22 protein-coding genes are annotated in these 20,714 nt (G+C 71.6%); 13 read left to right on the forward strand and 9 right to left on the reverse strand.

What is annotated here, in order from left to right; all coding sequences use genetic code 11:
• Positions 1–164 precede the first annotated feature (164 nt).
• Together ACFYZJ_RS02870 and ACFYZJ_RS02875 are read left to right on the forward strand one after the other, a co-directional pair.
• Positions 165–959, forward strand: coding sequence for an SGNH/GDSL hydrolase family protein (locus ACFYZJ_RS02870; RefSeq protein ID WP_388562111.1), 795 nt, complete (start codon positions 165–167; stop codon positions 957–959).
• Positions 960–1,037: 78 nt separating this feature from the next.
• Positions 1,038–1,268 (forward strand): hypothetical protein, encoded by a 231-nt coding sequence (locus ACFYZJ_RS02875; protein WP_388562113.1) that lies wholly within the window; start codon positions 1,038–1,040, stop codon positions 1,266–1,268.
• Between the two features lie 138 nt (positions 1,269–1,406).
• Here ACFYZJ_RS02875 and mgtA read toward each other — a convergent pair whose 3' ends face one another.
• The 3 genes from mgtA to ACFYZJ_RS02890 form a co-directional block, all read right to left on the reverse strand.
• Positions 1,407–3,968, reverse strand: coding sequence for a magnesium-translocating P-type ATPase (mgtA, locus tag ACFYZJ_RS02880; protein ID WP_388562115.1), 2,562 nt, complete (start codon positions 3,966–3,968; stop codon positions 1,407–1,409).
• Entirely contained in the window at positions 3,958–4,314 is a 357-nt protein-coding gene (locus ACFYZJ_RS02885) for an ArsR/SmtB family transcription factor (protein WP_388562117.1), read from the reverse strand. The genes mgtA and ACFYZJ_RS02885 overlap by 11 nt, the downstream gene beginning before the upstream one ends.
• A 75-nt stretch (positions 4,315–4,389) precedes the next feature.
• Positions 4,390–4,794: a MazG nucleotide pyrophosphohydrolase domain-containing protein gene (locus tag ACFYZJ_RS02890; protein WP_388562119.1), complete on the reverse strand. Its 405-nt coding sequence runs from the start codon at positions 4,792–4,794 to the stop codon at positions 4,390–4,392.
• A gap of 98 nt (positions 4,795–4,892) precedes the next feature.
• Between ACFYZJ_RS02890 and ACFYZJ_RS02895 the strand changes: the two genes are divergently transcribed.
• A complete protein-coding gene (locus ACFYZJ_RS02895; RefSeq protein ID WP_388562121.1) occupies positions 4,893–5,891 on the forward strand; it encodes a TAXI family TRAP transporter solute-binding subunit in 999 nt (332 codons plus the stop codon).
• 38 nt (positions 5,892–5,929) lie between these two features.
• Here the strand turns inward: ACFYZJ_RS02895 and ACFYZJ_RS02900 are convergent, their stop codons facing one another.
• Complete coding sequence (locus ACFYZJ_RS02900) at positions 5,930–7,345, reverse strand: ATP-binding protein (protein WP_388562123.1); 1,416 nt, start codon at positions 7,343–7,345, stop codon at positions 5,930–5,932.
• Positions 7,346–7,354: 9 nt separating this feature from the next.
• Entirely contained in the window at positions 7,355–8,041 is a 687-nt protein-coding gene (locus ACFYZJ_RS02905) for a response regulator transcription factor (RefSeq protein WP_388562125.1), read from the reverse strand.
• 358 nt (positions 8,042–8,399) lie between these two features.
• On the opposite strand from ACFYZJ_RS02905, the gene ACFYZJ_RS02910 reads away from it, so the two are divergent.
• The 8 genes from ACFYZJ_RS02910 (at position 8,400) to ACFYZJ_RS02945 (ending at position 14,892) form a co-directional block, all read left to right on the forward strand.
• Complete coding sequence (locus tag ACFYZJ_RS02910; RefSeq protein WP_388562127.1) at positions 8,400–9,176, forward strand: amino acid ABC transporter ATP-binding protein; 777 nt, start codon at positions 8,400–8,402, stop codon at positions 9,174–9,176.
• A gap of 189 nt (positions 9,177–9,365) precedes the next feature.
• Positions 9,366–10,205: a glutamate ABC transporter substrate-binding protein gene (locus ACFYZJ_RS02915; RefSeq protein WP_388562129.1), complete on the forward strand. Its 840-nt coding sequence runs from the start codon at positions 9,366–9,368 to the stop codon at positions 10,203–10,205.
• Positions 10,206–10,280: 75 nt separating this feature from the next.
• On the forward strand, positions 10,281–10,946 hold the full coding sequence (locus ACFYZJ_RS02920; RefSeq protein ID WP_388562131.1) for an amino acid ABC transporter permease: 666 nt from the start codon (positions 10,281–10,283) through the stop codon (positions 10,944–10,946).
• On the forward strand, positions 10,943–11,827 hold the full coding sequence (locus ACFYZJ_RS02925) for an amino acid ABC transporter permease (protein WP_388562133.1): 885 nt from the start codon (positions 10,943–10,945) through the stop codon (positions 11,825–11,827). Before ACFYZJ_RS02920 ends, ACFYZJ_RS02925 begins: the two co-directional genes overlap by 4 nt.
• 173 nt (positions 11,828–12,000) lie before the next feature.
• The gene (locus ACFYZJ_RS02930) at positions 12,001–13,683 is read left to right on the forward strand and encodes an FAD-dependent monooxygenase (RefSeq protein ID WP_388562135.1); all 1,683 of its coding nucleotides are present in this window, start codon (positions 12,001–12,003) and stop codon (positions 13,681–13,683) included.
• Positions 13,684–13,825: 142 nt separating this feature from the next.
• Positions 13,826–13,873, forward strand: coding sequence for a hypothetical protein (locus tag ACFYZJ_RS02935; RefSeq protein WP_309506048.1), 48 nt, complete (start codon positions 13,826–13,828; stop codon positions 13,871–13,873).
• A 72-nt stretch (positions 13,874–13,945) separates the two neighbouring features.
• Complete coding sequence (locus ACFYZJ_RS02940; RefSeq protein WP_388562137.1) at positions 13,946–14,494, forward strand: cysteine dioxygenase; 549 nt, start codon at positions 13,946–13,948, stop codon at positions 14,492–14,494.
• Positions 14,491–14,892 (forward strand): rhodanese-like domain-containing protein, encoded by a 402-nt coding sequence (locus ACFYZJ_RS02945; RefSeq protein ID WP_388562139.1) that lies wholly within the window; start codon positions 14,491–14,493, stop codon positions 14,890–14,892. The genes ACFYZJ_RS02940 and ACFYZJ_RS02945 overlap by 4 nt, the downstream gene beginning before the upstream one ends.
• An 83-nt stretch (positions 14,893–14,975) precedes the next feature.
• Here the strand turns inward: ACFYZJ_RS02945 and recX are convergent, their stop codons facing one another.
• Together recX and recA are read right to left on the reverse strand one after the other, a co-directional pair.
• The gene (gene recX, locus ACFYZJ_RS02950) at positions 14,976–15,752 is read right to left on the reverse strand and encodes a recombination regulator RecX (RefSeq protein ID WP_388562141.1); all 777 of its coding nucleotides are present in this window, start codon (positions 15,750–15,752) and stop codon (positions 14,976–14,978) included.
• 3 nt (positions 15,753–15,755) lie between these two features.
• Complete coding sequence (gene recA / locus ACFYZJ_RS02955; protein ID WP_388562143.1) at positions 15,756–16,886, reverse strand: recombinase RecA; 1,131 nt, start codon at positions 16,884–16,886, stop codon at positions 15,756–15,758.
• A gap of 423 nt (positions 16,887–17,309) precedes the next feature.
• Here recA and ACFYZJ_RS02960 point away from each other — a divergent pair, with 423 nt between their 5' ends.
• Positions 17,310–18,044 (forward strand): hypothetical protein, encoded by a 735-nt coding sequence (locus ACFYZJ_RS02960; protein ID WP_388562220.1) that lies wholly within the window; start codon positions 17,310–17,312, stop codon positions 18,042–18,044.
• A gap of 22 nt (positions 18,045–18,066) precedes the next feature.
• Here ACFYZJ_RS02960 and ACFYZJ_RS02965 read toward each other — a convergent pair whose 3' ends face one another.
• Together ACFYZJ_RS02965 and ACFYZJ_RS02970 are read right to left on the reverse strand one after the other, a co-directional pair.
• Positions 18,067–19,281, reverse strand: a complete 1,215-nt coding sequence (locus ACFYZJ_RS02965) for an AI-2E family transporter (RefSeq protein ID WP_388562145.1) — start codon at positions 19,279–19,281, stop codon at positions 18,067–18,069.
• Between the two features lie 58 nt (positions 19,282–19,339).
• On the reverse strand, positions 19,340–19,534 hold the full coding sequence (locus ACFYZJ_RS02970) for a DUF3046 domain-containing protein (protein WP_388562147.1): 195 nt from the start codon (positions 19,532–19,534) through the stop codon (positions 19,340–19,342).
• A gap of 80 nt (positions 19,535–19,614) precedes the next feature.
• Here ACFYZJ_RS02970 and ACFYZJ_RS02975 point away from each other — a divergent pair, with 80 nt between their 5' ends.
• Positions 19,615–20,559 (forward strand): hypothetical protein, encoded by a 945-nt coding sequence (locus ACFYZJ_RS02975; RefSeq protein WP_388562149.1) that lies wholly within the window; start codon positions 19,615–19,617, stop codon positions 20,557–20,559.
• Positions 20,560–20,714: the final 155 nt, after the last annotated feature.

Consider the following 20,714-nt stretch of genomic DNA (forward strand, 5'->3'; position numbering starts at 1 on the left):
GCGCAGCGCACCGCTGTTTGCCCGGGGGCGCAGAAAGAACCACGGACCAGGGACGGGGCGGGGACGGGCAACACCCATACCGGAAATTCTTGACATGAACACTTCCCAAGCGTGATGGCCCGCTGTACCACATCAGAGCCGGCTTTCCCGCTCTGGGAGGTTTCGTGAGACGCATCAAGTCGCTGTCAGCCCTTGCCACGCTGAGCCTGGCGATCATGTTCAGCCTGGTACTCACCGGTCCGGCACACGCCGCCGGACCCGCGTACGTCGCGCTGGGGGACTCGTACTCGGCGGGCAACGGCGCGGGGAACTACGACAGTTCGAGCGCCGACTGCCACCGCAGTTTCAGCGCCTATCCCTACCTGTGGAAGAACGCGCACGCGCCGTCCGCGTTCGCCGACACCTCATGCTCGGGCGCGGCCACCACGGATGTGACGAGCAGTCAGCTCGGCCCGCTGAACTCCGGCACCGGGCTGGTGTCGCTCACCGTGGGCGGCAATGACGCGGGCTTCTCGGACGTCATGACCACATGCGTGACCGGCTCGGACTCCGACTGCGTCAACCGGGTCGACCAGGCCGAGAGCTACGCCCGGAACACGCTTCCCGCCCGTCTGGACGCCACCTACGACGCGATCCGCGCCAAGGCGCCCAACGCCAAGGTGGTCGTGCTGGGTTACCCGCACATGTACACCCTCGACGTCTTCTGCGTCGGCCTCAGCGACACCAAGCACCGCAAGATCGACGAGGCCGCGGACGTCCTCGACGGCGTCATCGCCGACCGGGCCGCGGCCCACGGCTTCGTCTTCGGCGATGTGCGCACCACCTTCAACGGCCATGAGCTCTGCTCCGGCGACGGCTGGCTGCACTCCCTGGTGGCCTCACCGAGCTGGGAGTCGTACCACCCCACCGCCACCGGGCACGCGAGCGGCTACTACCCCGTCCTCAACGCCAACAGCTGACACCCCGGGAACGAACTGGCGCGGGCCAGTGGCGCACCTCACAACACTTCAGCGATTGCGCAACTCTAAAGTTCAGACATGGATCTTCATGTCGCGACGAAGTGGGAGACGGCGGTGCTGGCCGGAGGGCCGGCCGACGGCCTGCGCATGCAGGTCGCGGGCCGGCCCTCGGTACTGCAGGTGACCTATCCCTGCCGGGTCGAGTCCCCGGCGGACGGCGTACGGGTGGAGGCGCTGTACGTCTACCGGCGTCGGCTGGGCGTGAGCAGCGAGCCGCTGACCTACGGCTACGACGGCGCCAGCCCCTGACGCGCGTGGCTCAGCCGGGGTCGGCCGGCGGCCGCTGCGTGGCCGCCTCCCCGAGGTGGACGGCCGTCGGCTCCACCGTGGTTGGTGGCGGAACCAGGCGGAAGAGCATCGGGAAACCGACAGGACCCGGCCGACCGGTCACCGCTGGTCGCCGGTCCGTCGTTCGTAGCGTGCTTTGACCGCCCAGAGGGCGAGCGCGTACAGCGCGAGGACGGCGGCGAGCAGCAGGTAGTACGCCACCGGCAGCACGGTCAGACCGAGCAGGGCGCCGAGCGGGGACATCGGCAGCAGCAGCCCCGCGGCCGCCAGAACGGCCGCGGCCCGGCCGAGCGGGCCCGGCGTGCGCCCCTCGGCAGCGCGCCGGCCGGACCTCAGCAGCAGCATCACCAGGGCCTGGGTGAGCAGGTTCTCCGTGAACCACGCGGAGTGGAACACCGCGTCGTCGTCGAGCGCGTCCGGCCCGTACAGCGCGATCGCCAGGACGCCGAAGGTGGCGAGGTCGGCGACCGCGTTGAGCAGCCCGAAGCCGGTGATGAAGCGCAGGAAGTCGCGCGGCTGCAGCACGGTGGGCCGGGCGAGGGTCCGGGCCGCGGGACGGTCGTAGGCGAAGGCGAGCTGGGCCGCGTCGAAGCACAGGTTCTGCGCGAGGACCTGGGCCGGGAGCATCGGCAGGAAGGGCAGCAGGACGCCGGCGGCGAGCATCGCGACGACGTTGCCGAGGTTCGAGGAGAGCGTGATGCGCAGATACGAGGCGATGTTGCCGCTCGCGTGCCGGCCGGCGGCGACGGCGTGGTCGATCGCGCCGAGGTCCTTGTAGGCGAGGACGACGTCCGCGCTCTCGCGGGCCACGTCGACGGCGTCGCGCGGGGCGACACCGACGTCGGCTGCGTGCAGCGCGGGCACGTCGTTGACGCCGTCGCCGAGGAAGCCGACCGTGTGCCCGGCCGCGCGCAGGTCGGCGACGATCCGCGCCTTGTCCTCGGGGGTGCAACGGGCGACGACGGTCGCCCTCGCGTCGTCCGGTGCGCCCGCGGTCCGCACCCGGCCCGGGTCGAGGCCGAGGTCACGGCAGACACGGACCGCGGTGCCGGGGTGGTCGCCGGTGAGGATCCGCACGGTGACACCGCGCGCGGCGAGGTCCCTCAGGGCGCGGGCGGCGGTCGGGGCGAGGGCGTCCCGGAAGGTGACGAAGCCGCGGAAGGTCAGGTCCTGTTCGTCGGCGGGGGTGTAGGGGCGGGTGCGGGCCGGGCGGTCGGCGGTGGCGACCGCCAGCAGCCTGAGGCCGTCGCCGGCCTCGCGCGCGGCCCGGGCGAGCAGCCGTTCCCGCTCGGCGGGCTCCAGCGCGCAGCGCTCCAGTACGTCCTCGGCGGCGCCCTTGACGACGAGGACATGCCTGCCGAGGCCACCGCGGACCACGGCGGTGGCACGTCGGCGGACCGGGTCGAACGGCACGGCGGCCACGCCCTCCCAGTCCTCCCAGGCGCCGTCGGCCGCGTCCAGGATCGCCTCGTCCAGGGCGTCCGGGGCGGGCAGGTCGGCGAGCTGGAGGGTCCACCAGGCACTGACGGCGGCCCAGCGCAGCACCTCGGGCGCGTCCTTGCCGTCGCCGTCCAGGGCGCGTTCGACCACCGGCCGGTCCTGGGTGAGGGTGCCGGTCTTGTCCAGGCACAGCACGTCGACGGCGCCGAGGTCGTGCAGCGCGGGCAGGCGTTTGACGATCACGCCGTGGCCGCGGGCGAGCAGGGAGGCGCCGCGGGCCAGGCAGGTGGTGACGATGACCGGCAGCATCTCGGGGGTGAGGCCGACGGCGACCGCGACGGCGAACGGCAGCGTCTGAAGGCCCCGGCCGCGCAGCGCGGCGCCCGCCATGAGCACCAGTGGCGGGGTGAGCAGCATGAACCGGATCAGCACCCAGGAGATGCCGTGCACGGACCGGTCGAAGGCGCTCGCCCCGCGCGCGGCGGGCGCGCCGTGGGAGCGCGCGAACCGGGTCCGGGCGCCGGTGTGCAGGACCAGCGCGGTGCCGCTGCCGGAGGCAACGCTGCTGCCCTGGAAGCAGAGATGGGGCTGGGCGAAGGGTCCGCCGCCGACGGGGCCGGGGACATCGGGCGCGCTCTTGGCGACCGGCGCCGACTCGCCGGTGAGCGCCGCCTGGTGCACGGTCAGGCCGCTTGCGCGCAGCAGCCGTACGTCGGCGGGGACGAGGTCGCCGGGCGCGAGCCGGATCACGTCGCCCGGCACCAGCTCGGCGGCCGGTATCTCACGCTCCCGTGGCGGACCTGCCGTCTTCGGTCGGCGCACCACGGTCGCGGTGGTGGCGACCAGGTCGCGCAGCGCGGCCATGGACCGGTCGGCCCGGTGCTCGCCGGTGGCGCGCAGGCAGCAGCTGACGACGACGAGGGAGAGGATCACGCATGCGGTGCCCCAGGCGGTGACGGTCGCCGAGACCAGGCCCAGGCAGAGCAGGACACTGGTGAACGGGTCGCGCAGTCCGCGCACGAAGCGCCGCGCCCAGGAGGTCGTACGGGCCTCCGGGAGCACGTTCTCCCCGGCCTCGGCGAGCCGGGCCTCCGCCTCCGCCTCGGTGAGCCCGCGCAGACTGCTCTCCAGGCGGCGCAGCTCCTGCAGAGACGTGGGGCCGCCAGCGCCGGGGTCCGGACCGGGCGCGGGTGCCGGCGCCGCGGCGGTCTCAGAGGCCACGGAGCCTGGGCGCCGGGACGTCGGCCGGAGCGGCACGGTCGGTCAGCCGGCCGACCAGGAGCCGCACCACGGTCACGACGTCCGCGTCGTCGACGAAGTACACCTGGCGGCGGCCCTCACGGCGGGAGCCGACGAGTCCGGCGAGCTTGAGCTTGGTCAGGTGCTGGCTCACGGCGGGCAGTGCGCCCCCGACCCGCTCGGCCAGCCCGGTGACATCGCTCTCGCCCTGCGCGAGCGCCCACACGATGTGCAGCCGCGCGGGCGAGGCGAGCAGCCCGAACGCGGCGGCCGCCTGGGACAGCACCTCGGCGGGCGGATCCTCGAAACCACCGCCGACTGCCGCCACCGTGGGCCTCCTGTTCACACCTGGGTCATCTCGTCCTTACGGGGGGTCAGTCTAGGCGGCCCGGGGGCGCGGTCCCTACGACTTCGTCGCCGTCCAGCCCTGGTCGCGCAGGACCGCCGCGATGTCGGGGGCGCGGTAGTGGTCGCCCTTGAGGACCTTGCCGTCGGCCCGGCGGGACACCGTGCCGTCCGGGCCGATCTTCGTCATGTTGGCGCGGTGGATCTCGGCGATGACGGCGTCGAGGTCGATGCCGTGCACCAGGGCGGTCCCGTACGCCACGTACACGAGGTCGGCCAGCTCGTGCGCCAGCCGGTCGAGCGGCCCGGTGACGGACACCTCGGCGACCTCCGCGGCCTCTTCGGCGAGCAGCTCACCGCGGTGCGCGGCCAGCTCCGGGGAGACCTCCGTCGGCACGGAACGCACGTCGAGACCGAAGGCGAGGTGGAACTCACGGACGAGGTCGGCGGGGGAAGGACGCATGCGTGCGACCCTACCCGTGCGCCGGCCCCCGTCCCGCGCCCTCCCCTTCTCCGTCCCGGCCTGGCCAGACGGGCGCACGGCCTGGCAGGATCGCGCGCATGTTCCAGGCACTCCCCCGTATCGGCAGACGCCGCGCGCTGCTCGGCTCGGTGGCCGCGTGCGCGGTCCTCGGGCTGCTGCTGTGGTGGCTGCTGCCGATCGGCGAGGAGTCCCCGAGCGGCACGGTCACCTTCAGCACCGGCACTCCGAGCGGCGTCTACGAGAAGTACGGCACCCTGCTGCGGCAGACGATCGCCCGGGACATGCCGCGGCTGGACGTACGGCTGCTGAACAGCGACGGATCGCAGGAGAACGTGCGCCGGGTGGCCACCGGGAAGGTGGACTTCACCATCGCGGCGGCCGACGCGGTGGAGACCTACCGGCTTCGGAACGGGCCCGGCGCCGACCGGCTGCGCGGCTGCGCCCGGCTGTACGACGACTATGTGCACCTGGTGGTGCCGCGTTCGTCCGCCGTGCAGTCGGTGGCGGACCTGAAGGGCCGCACGGTCGCCGTCGGGCCGGGCGGCTCGGGCGTGCGGCTGATCGCGGAACATGTGCTGAAGGCGGCCGGGCTGGACCCGGAGAAGGACATCACGCCCCTGTCCGACGGCATCGGGACGATGCCCGGGCTGCTCACGAAGCACCGGATCGACGCGTTCTTCTGGTCGGGCGGGCTGCCCACCAGCGCGATCACGCAGCTGTCGAAGAACCTCCCGGTCCGCCTGGTGCCGATCGGCTCCGACCTGGTGACGAAGCTGCACGCGCAGGGCGGTGCGTCACGCTGGTACCGGGCCGCGGTGATGCCCGCCGACGCCTATCCGCAGGCGCAGCAGGGCGTCTCCGTGCAGACCGTCGCCGTCGCCAACCTCCTGGTCACGCGGCAGGACATGAACGCGGACCTGACCGAGAAACTCACCCGCGTGGTCATCGACAGCCGGGACCGGATCGGCGCCCAGGTGCACGCGGCACAGCTGGTGGATCTGCGCACGGCCATCTACACGGACCCGCTGGAACTGCACGAAGGTGCGCGACGGTACTACCGGTCGGTGAAGCCGTAGCTTCGGGCGTCCGAGTCCGCAGCTACGGGCGCCCGGAGTCACCCGCCGGCGCCGCCCGCCCCTGTCCGCGGGAGCGACACCGTCACCCTCAAGCCGTGCGGCTCGTGATGCGCGTACGAGATCGATCCCCCGCCCGCCGCCAGCAGCGTACGGGTGATCGACAGGCCGAGGCCCGAGCCCTTGATGTTCTGGTGGGCGGCGCTGCGCCAGAAGCGGTCGCCGACGCGGCAGAGTTCGTCGTCGCTGAGGCCCGGGCCGCCGTCGGTGACCACCACCGTGGCGGTGTCACCCGCGGCCGCGACCTCCACTTCCACGCCCTTGCCCGCGGGCGTGAACTTCACCGCGTTGTCGATGACCGCGTCCAGCGCGCTGGACAGCGTCACGGGGTCCGCCCAGGCCGTGGTGGCCGGGCAGGTGCCGGTCAGCCGTACGCCCTTGGCCTCGGCGGCGGGCCCCCAGGCCGCGACCCGCTCCGCGGCGAGCGCGCCGATGTCGGTGAGTCTGAGGTCCGCCTCGGCGTGCTCGGCGAGCGCCAGGTCGAGCAGGTCGTCCAGGACCTGCGCGAGGCGCTTGCCCTCGGTGCGCACCGAGGCGATCTCCTCGTTGTCCTCCGGCAGTTCCAGTGCGAGCAGTTCGATGCGCAGCAGCAGCGCGGCCAGCGGGTTGCGCAACTGGTGGGAGGCGTCGGCGACGAACGCGCGCTGCTGTTCGAGGACCTGCTCGACGTTGTCCGCCATCTCGTTGAACGACCGGGCCAGGCGCCTCAGTTCCGGCGGTCCGCCCGCCACCGCGACCCGGGACTTCAGGCGCCCGGTCGCTATGTCGTGGGTGGTCGCGTCCAGGACCCGTACCGGCCTGAGCACCCATCCGGTCAGCCGCAGCGCCGCCCCGACGGCGAGCAGCATCGCCGCGACCTCCCCCGCGCCGATGAACAGCCAGCCGTGCAGGATCCTGGACCGCATCTGCCCGGTGGGCGAGTCCGTGACCACGACCGCGACGACGTCACCGTCGCGGATCACCGGTGACGCGACCACGAGCCGGCTGCGCTGCCAGGGCCAGACCTGCTCGGGATCGTGGCTGCGCCGCCCGAGCAGGGCCTCGTTGAAGGCGTCGCGGCCCTCCCCCTTCTGCGGCAGGAACCAGTCCCCGGGCGCGTTGGCCATCGGCGTGTCGTCGCGGTAGAAGACACCCGCCCGGATGCCGTACACGTCGTAGTACGTGCCGAGTTCCTTGGCCAGCGTCTCGCCGCGCTCGTCCGTGACCTCGGTCCGGGAGCCGCCCGGCCGGTCCGTGACGAACTGCGCGAGAGCGGCGAAGCGCGCCGTGTCGTCGATGCGGTCGACGACGACCCGCTGCTGCTGTGCGGCCGCGAGACTCACCGCGAGCGGCACACCGAGCGCGAGCAGCACGGCCGCCATCAGGACGATGAGCAGCGGAAGGAGACGTGTGCGCACCCTTGCCCGCTACGCGGCCGGGGCGACGAGCCGGTACCCGACGCCGCGCACGGTCTCGATCAACGCGGGCATGCGCAGCTTGGAGCGCAGGGAGGCGACGTGCACCTCCAGGGTGCGCCCGGTCCCCTCCCAACTCGTCTGCCACACCTCGCTGATGATCTGCTCACGGCGGAACACCACACCGGGGCGCTGGGCCAGCAGGGCCAGCAGGTCGAACTCCTTGCGGGTCAGCTGGATGACCGAGCCGTCCACGCTGACGCGGCGGGTGGGGAACTCGATGTGCACGGGGCCGAGGCGCAGCGCGGTCTCGGTGGCGCCGGTGTCGTCCAGGTGCGGGGTGCGCCGGCTGACCGCGTGGATGCGCGCGAGCAGCTCCCCGGTGTCGTACGGCTTGACCACGTAGTCGTCGGCCCCGAGGTTCAGGCCGTGGATCCGGGACCGCACGTCCGAACGAGCGGTGACCATGATCACCGGGGTGCCGGTGCGCTTGCGGATCTTGGCGCAGACCTCGTAGCCGTCCTGGTCGGGAAGCCCCAGGTCGAGCAGGACGACACCGAAGCCCGCGCCCTCGGGGACCAGCGCCTGCAACGCCTCCTCGCCGCTGCGGGCGTGCGTGACCTCGAAGCCGTGCCGGGCCAGAACCGCGGACAAGGCGGCCGCGACGTGGTTGTCGTCCTCGACGAGAAGCAGTCTCATGCCGGCCCCCTCCGGTTTCTCGGTCCTACGGTCTGTTCGGCCTCACGGTCTCTGTGCGTTCCCGGCGTGCGCAAGGGCGTCGCCCGCGCCGCAACCGAAAGACGTCACCCACCCGAACGTGTGGGCACGCGCGCGTGCACCAAGGAAGTCACGCCGATGAACGAGGACGCCGTCAAGAGGCTTCGGGTTGCGGGCGGCTTCCGTTACCCAGCCGGTACGCGGTCGGCCGGAGTCCGCTACGGGTCGTGTCCGGCCGCTACCGGATCGTGATGCTCAGATCTCCCTCAGATGTAATGACGCTGGTCGTACGGGTCACTACTGTCCTGCGAAACCGAGCGAGGACGGAGCCAGTGAGCACATGACCGAAGTATCGGTGGCCAAGGACTCGGTGGCCGCGACCGACGAACTGGTCGTCCTGAAGAGCGTCAACAAGCACTTCGGCGCGTTGCACGTGCTCCAGGACATCGACCTGACCATCGCGCGTGGTGAAGTCGTCGTGGTCATCGGCCCCTCCGGGTCCGGCAAGTCCACCCTGTGCCGCACCATCAACCGCCTGGAGACCATCGATTCGGGCGAGATCCTGATCGACGGCAGGCCGCTGCCCCAGGAGGGCAAGGAGCTGGCCCGGCTGCGCGCCGACGTCGGCATGGTCTTCCAGTCCTTCAACCTCTTCGCGCACAAGACGGTGCTCGAGAACGTCATGCTGGGCCAGATCAAGGTCCGCAGGACCGACAAGCGGAAGGCCGAGGAGAACGCGCGCGCCCTGCTGGACCGGGTGGGCGTCGGCACCCAGGCGGACAAGTACCCCGCGCAGCTCTCCGGCGGCCAGCAGCAGCGGGTCGCGATCGCCCGCGCGCTCGCGATGGACCCCAAGGTCATCCTCTTCGACGAGCCGACCTCCGCCCTGGACCCGGAGATGATCAACGAGGTCCTGGAGGTCATGCAGCAGCTCGCCCGGGACGGCATGACCATGGTGGTGGTCACCCATGAGATGGGCTTCGCCCGGTCGGCCGCCAACCGGGTGGTCTTCATGGCCGATGGGCGCATCGTGGAGGAGGCCACTCCGGAGCAGTTCTTCAGCGCGCCGCGCAGCGACCGCGCGAAGGACTTCCTGTCGAAGATCCTGCACCACTGAGGCTCCGCGCCGGCGCCATCCGTCCGCGTCCTCCGTCCGCTCACCCCGAGCGTCCCACCGCCGACACCCCGCACGCGGCCGCGTCACCGCCGCCGACCCCCCGCACGGCTCGCGTCACCGCCGCCGACGGCCCGCCTCCCGGGCGCCGGTCCCGGTCCGCGCCTCTTCACCACGCAAAGGATGTTCACCATGAAGCTCCGCAAGGTCACCGCGGCCACGGCCGTCGTCCTCGCCCTCGCCACCGCCGCCACCGCCTGCGGGTCGGACAAGAAGAGCGACGGCGGCTCGTCCTCCGGCGGCGGCAAGACGATCAAGATCGGTATCAAGTTCGACCAGCCGGGCCTCGGCCAGAAGACGCCGCAGGGCTACACCGGCTTCGACGTGGACGTCGCCACGTACGTCGCCAAGCAGCTCGGCTACAACGCCGACCAGATCGAGTGGAAGGAGTCGAAGAGCGCCGACCGCGAGACCATGCTGCAGCGCGGTGACGTCGACTTCATCGCCGCCACGTACTCGATCACGCCGAAGCGCCAGGAGAAGGTCGACTTCGCCGGCCCGTACCTGCTCGCCCACCAGGACGTGCTGATCCGCGCCGACGACAACTCCATCAAGTCGCCCGCGGACCTGAACTCCAAGAAGCTGTGTTCGGTGACGGGCTCGACCTCGGCGCAGAACGTCCACGACAGGCTCGCCCCGAAGGCCAACCTGCTGCAGTACCCGACGTACTCGGCCTGCCTGACGGGTCTGCAGAACGGTGCCGTCGACGCACTGACCACCGACGACTCGATCCTCGCCGGCTACGCCTCCCAGGCAGCCTTCAAGGGCAAGTTCAAGCTCGGCGGCTTCAAGATGACCAACGAGAACTACGGCATCGGCGTCAAGAAGGGCAGCGACCTCAAGGCGAAGATCAACGCCGCCCTGGAGAAGATGGTCTCGGACGGTTCGTGGGAGAAGGCCGTGGAGAAGAACTTCGGCCCCGCCAACTACAAGAACGAGCCCGCGCCGAAGATCGGCAACATCGTCAAGTAATCAGGGCCCCACGGGTGCGCCGCACGGGGGAGCGGCGCACCCGGGCCTGTCCGACACGCGGAAGCGCGGGACCTCATGTTCGACTTTCTTGATCACTACGACGTGCTGGGAGCGTTCTGGACGACGGTGCAGCTCGCCGTCCTGTCCGCGATCGGCTCCCTGATCTGGGGCACCGTACTGGCCGCCATGCGGGTCGGGCCGGTGCCGCTGATGCGCGGTTTCGGGGCCGCCTACGTGAACATCGTGCGGAACATCCCGCTGACCGTGATCGTCCTGTTCACCTCGCTCGGTCTCAACCAGACCCTGCGCGTCGGCCTCGGCGCGACCGACTTCAAGGTCGTCAACTTCCGGCTCGCCGTGCTGGGTCTGATCCTCTACACGGCGGCGTTCGTGTGCGAGGCGCTGCGGTCCGGCATCAACACCGTGCCGGTCGGACAGGCGGAGGCGGCCCGTGCGCTCGGGCTGAACTTCACTCAGGTGCTCACGCTCGTCGTGCTGCCCCAGGCGTTCCGCTCGGTCATCGGCCCCCTGACGAACGTCCTGATCGCGCTGACGAAGAACACCACGGTGGCGGCCGCGATCGGCGTGACGGAGGCGGCCCTGCTGATGAAGCAGATGATCGAGAACGAGGCCCAGCTCCTGCTGATCTCCGCCGTGATCGCCTTCGGGTTCGTGTGTCTGACGCTGCCGACCGGCCTGATCCTCGGCTGGGTGGGCAAGAAGGTGGCGGTGAAACGATGACGTCCGTCCTCTACGACGCCCAGGGCCCCAGGGCCAAACGGCGCAACGTCGTCTACACGGTGGTGTTCCTGCTCGCCCTGGCCGCGCTCGGGTGGTGGGTGTTCACCAGTCTCGACGACAAGGGCCAGCTCGACTGGGAGAAGTGGAAGCCGTTCTTCGGCGGTACGGAGGCCTGGTCGACGTACATCTGGCCAGGGGTGCTGAACACACTGAAGGCCGCCGCCCTGGCGATGCTGATCTCGCTGCCGCTGGGCGCGGTCCTGGGCATCGCCCGGCTCTCGGACCACGCCTGGATACGGATCCCGGTCGCGATCGTGGTGGAGTTCTTCCGGGCCATCCCGGTCCTCGTCCTGATGATCTTCGGCCAGGCCCTCTTCTCGCAGTACACCAACGTCAGTTCGGACGATCGCCCGATGTACTCGGTGATCACCGGCCTCGTCCTCTACAACGCCTCCGTCCTCGCGGAAATCGTCCGCGCGGGCATCCTGGCCCTGCCGAAGGGCCAGTCCGAGGCCGCCCTGGCGATCGGCCTGCGCAAGAACCAGGTGATGCGGTTCATCCTGCTGCCGCAGGCGGTCACCGCGATGCTGCCGGCGATCGTCAGCCAGCTGGTGGTCATCGTGAAGGACACGGCACTGGGCGGCGCCGTCCTCACCTTCCCCGAACTGCTGGCCTCGGTCTCGCCGATGAGCTCCTACTACGGCGCCAACACCATCGCCAGCTTCACGATCGTCGCCGTCATCTACATCGCCATCAACTTCTCGCTGACGACGTTCGCGAGTTGGCTCGAGAAGCGGCTGCGGCGGGGCAAGAAGTCGACCGGCGCGGTCCTGCCTCCGGCGGCGGTCGGAGCGGCCGAGTCCACGGGGGCGGCCGCCTGACGCCCCACCAGTCCCTTTGAGCAGGCAGGGCAGTGGCGTCACGCCACTGCCCTCGTCGCTTGACGGGCGAGGCCGGCAATGGGTTGCATACGTTGTGTGATCGTGCACGCGGCTCCACCTGCCTGTTCCCGAACGTTCCCCGACACACCGCGCAGGGCGGGGGGCGCCACACCGTGGACCCGGTGATCATCGTGGGGGCGGGGCCCGTCGGGCTCTCGCTCGCGCTGGCCCTGGCCCGGCAGGAGGTGCCGTCCGTCGTCCTCGACGAAGGCCCGGGCAAGGACGAACCACGGGCCGCGCGCACCGTCGTGCTGCGCGACGACACGGCCGCCCTGATGGAACGACTCGCCGGGGTTCCGCTCACCGGAGCCGGGCTGCGGTTCACCGGCTGGCGGTCGATGCGGCGCAAGCAGGTCACCCGGAAGGTCGCCTTCGAGACGGACGGCGCGCGGCAGGACGAGCCGGGCGGCAGGTACGGGCCCGGTGCCGAACGGGCCGCCGAGGGCGGCAAAGGCACGGTCGAGGAACCCGGAGGACCGGCCCCGCTGCACATCGCCCAGCATGTGCTGACCGGAGCCCTGCGCACCGCGATCGCCGGACAACCCCTGGTCAAGGTCGCCGTCGAGAGCCGCCTCGACACCCTCGAACAAGAGCCCTCCGGCGTCACGGCGCACACACGCGGCCCCCGCAGCACCTGGTGGCGCGGCAGCTACCTGGTCGGCTGCGACGGGCCGCGCTCCACGGTGCGCAAGCTGCTCGACATCCGCTTCCCCGGCCGTACGGCGGTGGAGCGGCACGCCGTTGCCGCCCTGCGCGCCGAACTGCCGTGGCCCGGAGAGGCGCTGCTGCACCGCATGCCGCCGTGGCGGACATCGGGCCCCTCGGGCGGCGAGATCACGGCACGGCCCCTGCCCGACGGGGTGTGGCGGCTGGACTGGCTGCTGCCGCCGGGCAAGGACCTGGTCACGCCCGAACTGCTGGTGACCCGCATCCGGGAGACCCTCGCCGGCTGGAACGGGGGCACCACCCCCGCCTACGACCTGCTGGACACCGGCGTCCACACCGTCCACCACCGGCTGGCCCGCCGCTGGCGCTCCGGCCGGGTCTTCCTCGCCGGGGACGCCGCGCACCTGCTCGGCGCGCTCGGCACGCAGGGCCTCGACGAGAGCCTGCGGGACGTCGACAACCTCGCCTGGAAGCTGGCGCTGGCCTGGCACCACGGGCCGCGCGAGACGCTGCTCGACAGCTACCAGGCCGAGCGCCGCACCGTGGCCGCGGCCCGGCTGCGCGCCGCCGACCAGGCGGTGCCGCTGCTGCGCGGCGGCGGGGGCCTGCGGTCCTACGTGCCCGGGGCCGCCCGCGGCCATGACGCACTGCTCACGGACGGCCACCTGGGCAGGGGCGCCCTGGGCACGCCGGGGACGTACGCCGCCTCACCGCTGGCGGCCGCGCCCAGCGAGTCGGCGGCCTTCGTGGCCACGGAACCCGGGGCCCAGGTCGCAGACGTACGGGTGACGGCGGAGGACGGGTCCTTCGTACGGCTGCGGGACCGGCTCGGCCGCGGATCGCTCCTGGTGGTGCTGGTCGCGCCGGGCACCGGCGTATGGGACCGCAAACACTGGGTGTCGGCCGGCATCATGCCCCGGCTGGCGGCGGCGGTGACGGCCCTGCCGCACCCCGCGGAGTTGCTGGTCGCCGAGGGCTACCCGGGCGCCGCCGCCCACACCGTCCTGCTGATCCGGCCGGACGGCCATCTGGTGACGGCACTCGCGGGGGTGCGTCCCGCGGACCTCTACGCGGCGGCCGAGGCGGCACTGGGCGGCCCGGCGAAGGCACAGGCGGCGAGCGCACGCTAGGCGCTGCGGAGGGGAACTCCGTTGCCCGCGCTCACGGTCACCATGAGGTCCACATGGGGACCGTGAGTTGACCGGTCGGCACCGCCATGGTGTACTCCGGACCATGACCGACACGTATGCGCACCTGTGGCGGAGGGTCCATATGGACCTCGTCCGCTATGCGGGCTGCGTGTGTCGCCCGTCCTGTTGATCTCGTTCCCTTCACCGCGCGCAGTGCCTCTGCCGCAGCGCGCCCCACGCGAACCCTTCAGGACGGTACCCCTTGTCTCACTCCCCTTCCGTGCCCCTGCCCGCCGACTCCGCCCGGCCCCGGGCTCAGGCTCCCACCCAGGCCCAACTCCTCGACTTCGCACGCCGTACGGCCGCCGACGCCGAACTGATCGCCTCGCTCCCGCTGGATCCCGAGGGCCGTACCTGGGTACGGCTCGAGGGTCCCGGCGGCAGCGAGGCCTGGCTGATCGGCTGGCCGCCCGGGACGGGCACCGGCTGGCACGACCACGCCGACTCGGTCGGCGCCTTCGTCACCGCATCGGGCGAACTCAAGGAGAACTCCCTCGCGGTCCGGCTGCCGTCGGACGGCTGGAAGACCCTGGAACTCACCGACGGAGTCGACCGGAAACGACGACTGCCGGCCGGTGAGGGCCGCTCCTTCGGCCGGCACCATGTGCACGAGGTGCTCAACGAGTCCACCGAGCGACACGCAGTATCGGTGCACGCCTACCACCCGCCGCTGCCGCAGATCCGCCGCTACAGTCGCACGGGGCAGGTGCTGCGCCTGGAGCAGGTCGAACGCCCGGAGGACTGGCAGTGAGTTCCGCACCCGAACACCCTGTGGGCATCGACGAGTTGCTGGAGCGGGTCCGCGAGGACCTGGACCGGGTGGAGCCCGCTGAGGCCCACGAGGCCGCACGGGCCGGCGAGGCCCTGCTCGTGGACATCCGCTACGCGGCCCTGCGGGACCGTGACGGACTCATCCCCGGCGCACTGGTCGTCGAACGCAACGAACTGGAGTGGCGCCTGGACCCGCAGGGCAGCCACCGCCTCCCCGAGGCCACCAGCCATGACCTGCGCGTCGTGGTCGTCTGCAACGAGGGCTACGCCTCCAGTCTGGCCGCCGCGTCCCTGCGCCAACTGGGCCTGCACCGCGCCACCGACCTGGTGGGCGGCTTCCAGGCTTGGCGGGCGGCGGGGCTGCCGGTGGCGTCGTAGGGGTTTCTGCGGTTGCCTGTTGGAGGCTGTGAGGTTCTTCCGGGGGGAGGGCCCCTCCCCCCACCCTCCCTCCCCTCCCCCCTTCAGGCCCCCTCGTCCCCCAGCCCCTCCGTGTCCTCCCCCTCCTCCGCCAGCGCCTGGCGGACCACGCGCAGGGCCATCCCCTCGGAGTAGCCCTTGCGGGCGAGCATGCCCGCGAGACGGCGCAGGCGCTTGTCGCGGTCGAGGCCCCGCGTGGCGCGCAGTTTGCGGGCGACGAGCTCGCGCGCGGTGGCCTCTTCCTGCTCGGCGTCCAGCTGTCCCACCGCCGCGTCGATCAGCGCGGAGTCCACGCCCTTGGTCCGCAGCTCCTGGGCGAGCGCCCGGCGGGCCAGGCCCCGGCCGTGGTGCCGGGATTCCACCCAGGCGTCCGCGAAGGCACTGTCGTCGATGAGGCCGACCTCTTCGAAGCGTGACAGCACCTCGTCCGTCACGTCTTCGGGGATCTCCCGCTTGCGCAGGGCGTCCGCGAGCTGATTGCGCGTGCGTGGAGTTCCGGTGAGCAGGCGCAGGCAGATCGCCCGCGCCCGCTCAACCGGGTCCCCCGGGTGCTCCCCCGTCCCGGCCCTCGACGAGAGGGAAGAGCCTCCGTCCTGTGGGGCGTCGGCCAATTCCCCGCCACCGCGCCGCCGCCTTCGTCCCCGTCCACCGGGCACACGGTCCTCGCCGCGTGGAACGTCCTCGCCGTGCGCGTCCGCGTCGCCGCGCACGTCGTCGTACGCCTCGTCACCGCCCCCGACGAACCCCGTGTCGCGCCCGCTTCCCCGCCGCTGCGGGGCCATGGGGTGGGCGTACTCGGCCCAGTCGGTCCGTCGTGTCATGGGCTAGCTCTTGGCCGCCGGGGCCTTGGCCTTGGCCGCCTTGGCCGCCGGTGCGGGCGCCGTCTTGGCGGTGTCGTCGGCCGCGGGGGCGGCGGCACTCGCCGCATCCGTGCCGGGCTCGGCGGTGGATTCCTCCGACCGGACGCCGACGCCCAGCTTTTCCTTGATCTTCTTCTCGATCTCGTTGGCCAGGTCGGGGTTGTCCTTGAGGAAGTTGCGTGCGTTCTCCTTGCCCTGGCCGAGCTGGTCACCCTCGTACGTGTACCAGGCGCCGGCCTTGCGGACGAAGCCGTGCTCCACGCCCATGTCGATCAGGCCGCCCTCGCGGCTGATGCCCTGGCCGTAGAGGATGTCGAACTCGGCCTGCTTGAACGGCGGGGCGACCTTGTTCTTGACGACCTTGCAGCGGGTGCGGTTGCCGACCGCCTCCGTGCCGTCCTTCAGGGTCTCGATACGGCGGATGTCGATGCGCACCGAGGCGTAGAACTTCAGAGCCCGGCCACCGGTCGTGGTCTCCGGTGAGCCGAACATCACGCCGATCTTCTCGCGGAGCTGGTTGATGAAGATGGCGGTGGTCTTGGACTGGTTGAGCGCGCTGGTGATCTTCCGCAGGGCCTGGCTCATCAGACGGGCCTGCAGACCGACGTGGCTGTCGCCCATCTCGCCCTCGATCTCCGCGCGCGGGACGAGCGCGGCGACGGAGTCGATGACGATGAGGTCGAGGGCGCCGGAGCGGACCAGCATGTCCACGATTTCCAGGGCCTGCTCGCCGTTGTCGGGCTGGGAGAGGATCAGGTTGTCGATGTCGACGCCGAGCTTGCGCGCGTACTCGGGGTCGAGGGCGTGCTCCGCGTCCACGAAGGCGACCTGGCCGCCGGCCTTCTGCGCGTTCGCCACCGCGTGCAGGGTCAGCGTGGTCTTGCCGGAGGACTCCGGTCCGTAGATCTCCACGACGCGGCCGCGGGGCAGACCGCCGACGCCGAGGGCCACGTCGAGCGCGGTCGACCCGGTCGGGATGACCTCGATGGGCTCCTTTGACCGCTCGCCCATGCGCATGACCGCGCCCTTGCCGAATTGCCGTTCAATCTGTGCGAGGGCGGCGTCGAGGGCCTTCTCGCGGTCGGTACCTGCCATGGGTTCCACCCGGTTTGCTTGAGTCGATCGCTTCACGTCAAAGACGCTAACGCCTGCCACTGACAATGCGCCTCGACGCTCGTCCGGCTGTGGATAACTCGGGCACTTCTCCGTCAAAACCGTGTCGAAACGCCCACCGTGAGCTCGCCGGAGCCTCCATAAGAATGGATGTTCGATTTTTGTGTCAAGCGCGCCGCCGACGCCTCCGAGCTTACGGTCGCGCACCGACAGCGACACGGTGCCGGCTGCTTCGACAGCGGCCCGGGGCCCGGCTACTCCCCGCGGGGTACGGCGGGTGTCTTCGGCTGGAGGACGACGGGCCGGGGCTGCTCCCGGGAGCCTTGGCCCATGGAACACGAGAGGCTGGCAGAGGGGTCCGTCGCAGGGGCGTGGCCGTCGCTCCTGCCGGAACGGGGATCCGGCATGCGCCCGGTGGAGCGTCTGTGCCAAGCGACCGGTGCCTTGCTGATCCTTGCCGGTCTGGCGCATCTGGTGGTGTTCGCCGTCGACGGCGGTCCCTGGGACGGTCCCGTCTCCTGGCGCAAGCCCTTCACCTTCGGGCTCTCGTTCGGGCTGACGCTGATCGCGGTCACCTGGGTGACGTCGTACCTGCGGATCGGGTGGCGGCTCCGTGCGGTGCTGCTCGCCGTGTTCGCCGCCGACTGCGTCGTGGAGGTCGCCGGGATCACCCTCCAGGCGTGGCGGCGCGTGCCCTCGCACCTCAACACCGAGACGCCCTTCGACACCGCGGTGGCGATGACGCTCGCGCTGGGCGGCGTCGTCCTCGTCGTCGTGCTCTCGACGTTCGCCGCCACGGCGTTCCGGCGCCGGCCGGGCGGCCCCCTCGGTATGGCACTCGCGCTGCGCTCCGGGTTCGCGATCCTGATCGTGGGGCTGCTCTCGGGTGCCGCGATGATCGCGCGCGGGACCGTGCTGTCCCGGGCCGGGCACCAACAGGCGGCGTACCACTCCACGGCGCCGCTCAAGCCGCTGCACGGGGTCAGCCTGCACGCCGTGCTGGTGTTGCCCGCGCTGGCCTGGCTGCTGTCCCGCACGTCCTGGCGCGACGCCACCAGGCGGCGGGTCATGTACGCGGCGGTCGGCGGCTACGCGGCCACGGTGCTCGGCGCGGGGCTCTGGGCGGCTCTCACCTGGTGAGCGGGTGCGTCGTCAGCCACCCCTAGCGCGCGAACAGCCGCCGCACGCGCGCCGTGAGACTGCCCGAGCCGCGTGTGCGGTGCCCGTGGACGCGGGGGTCGTCGGTGACGTCGTACCGCTTCACGTACGCCCCCAGGAAGGCCTGCAGCGTGGCGACCGCGGGGATGGCGATCAGCGCCCCGACCGCGCCGAGGAGGGCGGTGCCCGCTATGACGGACCCGAAGGCGACGGCCGGGTGGATGTCCACGGACCGCGCGGTCAGCTTGGGCTGCAGCATGTAGTTCTCGAACTGCTGGTAGACCACGACGAAGATCAGCACCCACAGGGCGTACCAGGGGGCCACGGTGAAGGCGATCAGCATCGGCAGGGCGCCCGCGAGATAGGTGCCGATGGTGGGGATGAACTGCGAGACCAGTCCGACCCAGACGGCGAGCACGGGTGCGTACGGGATGCTCAGCGCCTGCAGCAGGACGTAGTGCGCGATGCCCGAGATCAGCGCCATCAGGCCGCGCGAGTAGAGGTAGCCGCCCGTCTTGTCGACGGCGATCTCCCAGGCGCGCAGCACCTCGGCCTGCCGGGCGGGCGGCAGCACCGAGCACAGTGCGCGCCGCAGCCTGGGCCCGTCGGCGGCGAAGTAGAACGAGAACAGGGCGATCGTCAGCAGTTGGAAGAGACCGCCCAGTACCTGGGCGGAGACGTCCAGGACACCGGTGGCGCTGTTCTGGACGTACTTTTGGAGCCAGTCGGAGTGGACCAGGCTGTCCTGCACGTCCACGCGTCTGAGATGGGTGTGGAACGTGGTGTTGATCCAGTTGATCACCGAGTCGAGGTAGCCCGGGAAGCCCTCGACCATCTTGATGATCTGGCCGGCGAGCATGGAGCCGAGCAGCGTGACGAACCCGGCCACGGCGATCGCCAGGCCGAGGAAGACGAGGAAGGTGGCCAGTCCCCGGCGCATGCGTTGGGCGGCCATCCAGCTGACCGCGGGCTCGATGGCGAGTGCCAGGAAGAACGCGATCAGGATGTTGATCAGCAGGCCGGTGAGCTGGTGGAACGCCCAGCTGCCCAGTTGGAACACGGCGATGAGCGCGAGGGCGAGCACCATGGCGCGCGGCAGCCAGCGCGGCATACGGGCGCCCGGCGCGGCGCCGCCGCCCGGCGGGGGCGGTTGGGGCGGTGTCGTGCCGAGCGGTGGTGCCTGGTGGGGGACCTGCGCGGTCTCGTCTGTCGGGGCCACGGAGCCAGTCTCGCCCACGTCGGCGACATCCGGGGCCCCTGTGGATCTCCGCGCTCCGTCAGCGCTTCTCCCGCGGCACGTCCATGGCCGTGCACACGGCACGCCACACGTCCTTGGCCTCCCAGCCGGCCTGGAGCGCCTGGTGCACGGTGCGCCCGCCGAGCTCCGACATCACGTGGTCGCGCGCGAAGGTGTCGGCGTAGGCCTCACCGAAGTGATCCGCCATCCGCTGCCAGAAGACCGTCAACCGCATGACACCAGTATCCCGCCCCTGAGAGTGGGCCCGGGCCGGGACGGCTTGCCGAGAACGCTTTCCGTCCTACGGTCTGATCCATGGCCGAAACCGGAGCATCCCCACTCCTTCCCGCGCCCTCGGCGCGCTCCCCGCTCTCCCGCGCCGAGCACTTCGTGTGGCTCACCGCGCGCGTGCTGGAGCAGCGGCGTTTCGCGTACCACTTCCTGGGCGGCGGGGCCGATCCCGTGGAGACGGCGTTGGCCGCCTACCGCAATGAGGACGAGGGGTACGGTCACGCCCTGGAGCCGGATCTGCGCGGCCCGGTCAGCCAGCCCCTGCACACGGCCCACGCCCTGCGGGTGCTGGACTCGATCGGCCGTTGCGGCGGGCAGCGGGTGGAGCGCGTGTGCCGCTATCTGACCGCCGTGTCGACGCCGGACGGCGCCCTTCCGGCGGTTCATCCCGTTCAGCGCGGCTATCCGGCCGCACCGTTCGTGCCCATCACCGACAACCCGCCGAGTGATCTGCTCGCCACGGGACCGGTGGTGGGCCTGCTGCACCGCAACGAGGTGTGGCACGCGTGGATGTTCCGGGCCACCGACTTCTGCTGGCAGGCGGTCGAGTCGCTGGACAAGTCGCATCCCTACGAGGTCGAGGCGGCCGTTGCGTTTCTGGACTCGGCGCCCGACCGCCCGCGCGCGGAGGCAGCCGCCGACCGCTTGGGCCGCCTGGTGCGCGAACAGCGGCTCGCGGTCCTGGACCCGGATCGGCGGGAGGCCTGTCCGGTCGCCCCCGGGTACGCGCCGGGCGAGCACCACTTCCCGTACGACTTCGCGCGTACCCCGGACTCCCTCGCTCGCGTGTGGTTCACCGACGAGGAGATGGAGCGCGCCCTGGACTTCCTCGCCGCCGAGCAGCAGGACGACGGCGGCTGGCCCATCCGGTGGCGTCAGTGGGCTCCGGGCGCGGCCCTGGAGGGCCGCCCGATGGTGACCATCGACGCGCTGCTCACTCTCAGGGCGTACGGGCGGGCCATCGGCTGACAGGCAGCGGCCGCAACGCGCGGCCCTGGTGCGTGATGGCGACGGTGGGTCGGGCGGCACGCTCGGCCACCGGCACCGATGACGGGTGGACGGCTCCGTGCCGAGGCCGCCGCCTGTCCGGCCTGTGAGGCGGGGTGTCGGGAGGCCGACCGAGT

Source organism: Streptomyces sp. NPDC001848, from assembly GCF_042891915.1.
Taxonomy (GTDB): Bacteria; Actinomycetota; Actinomycetes; order Streptomycetales; family Streptomycetaceae; genus Streptomyces.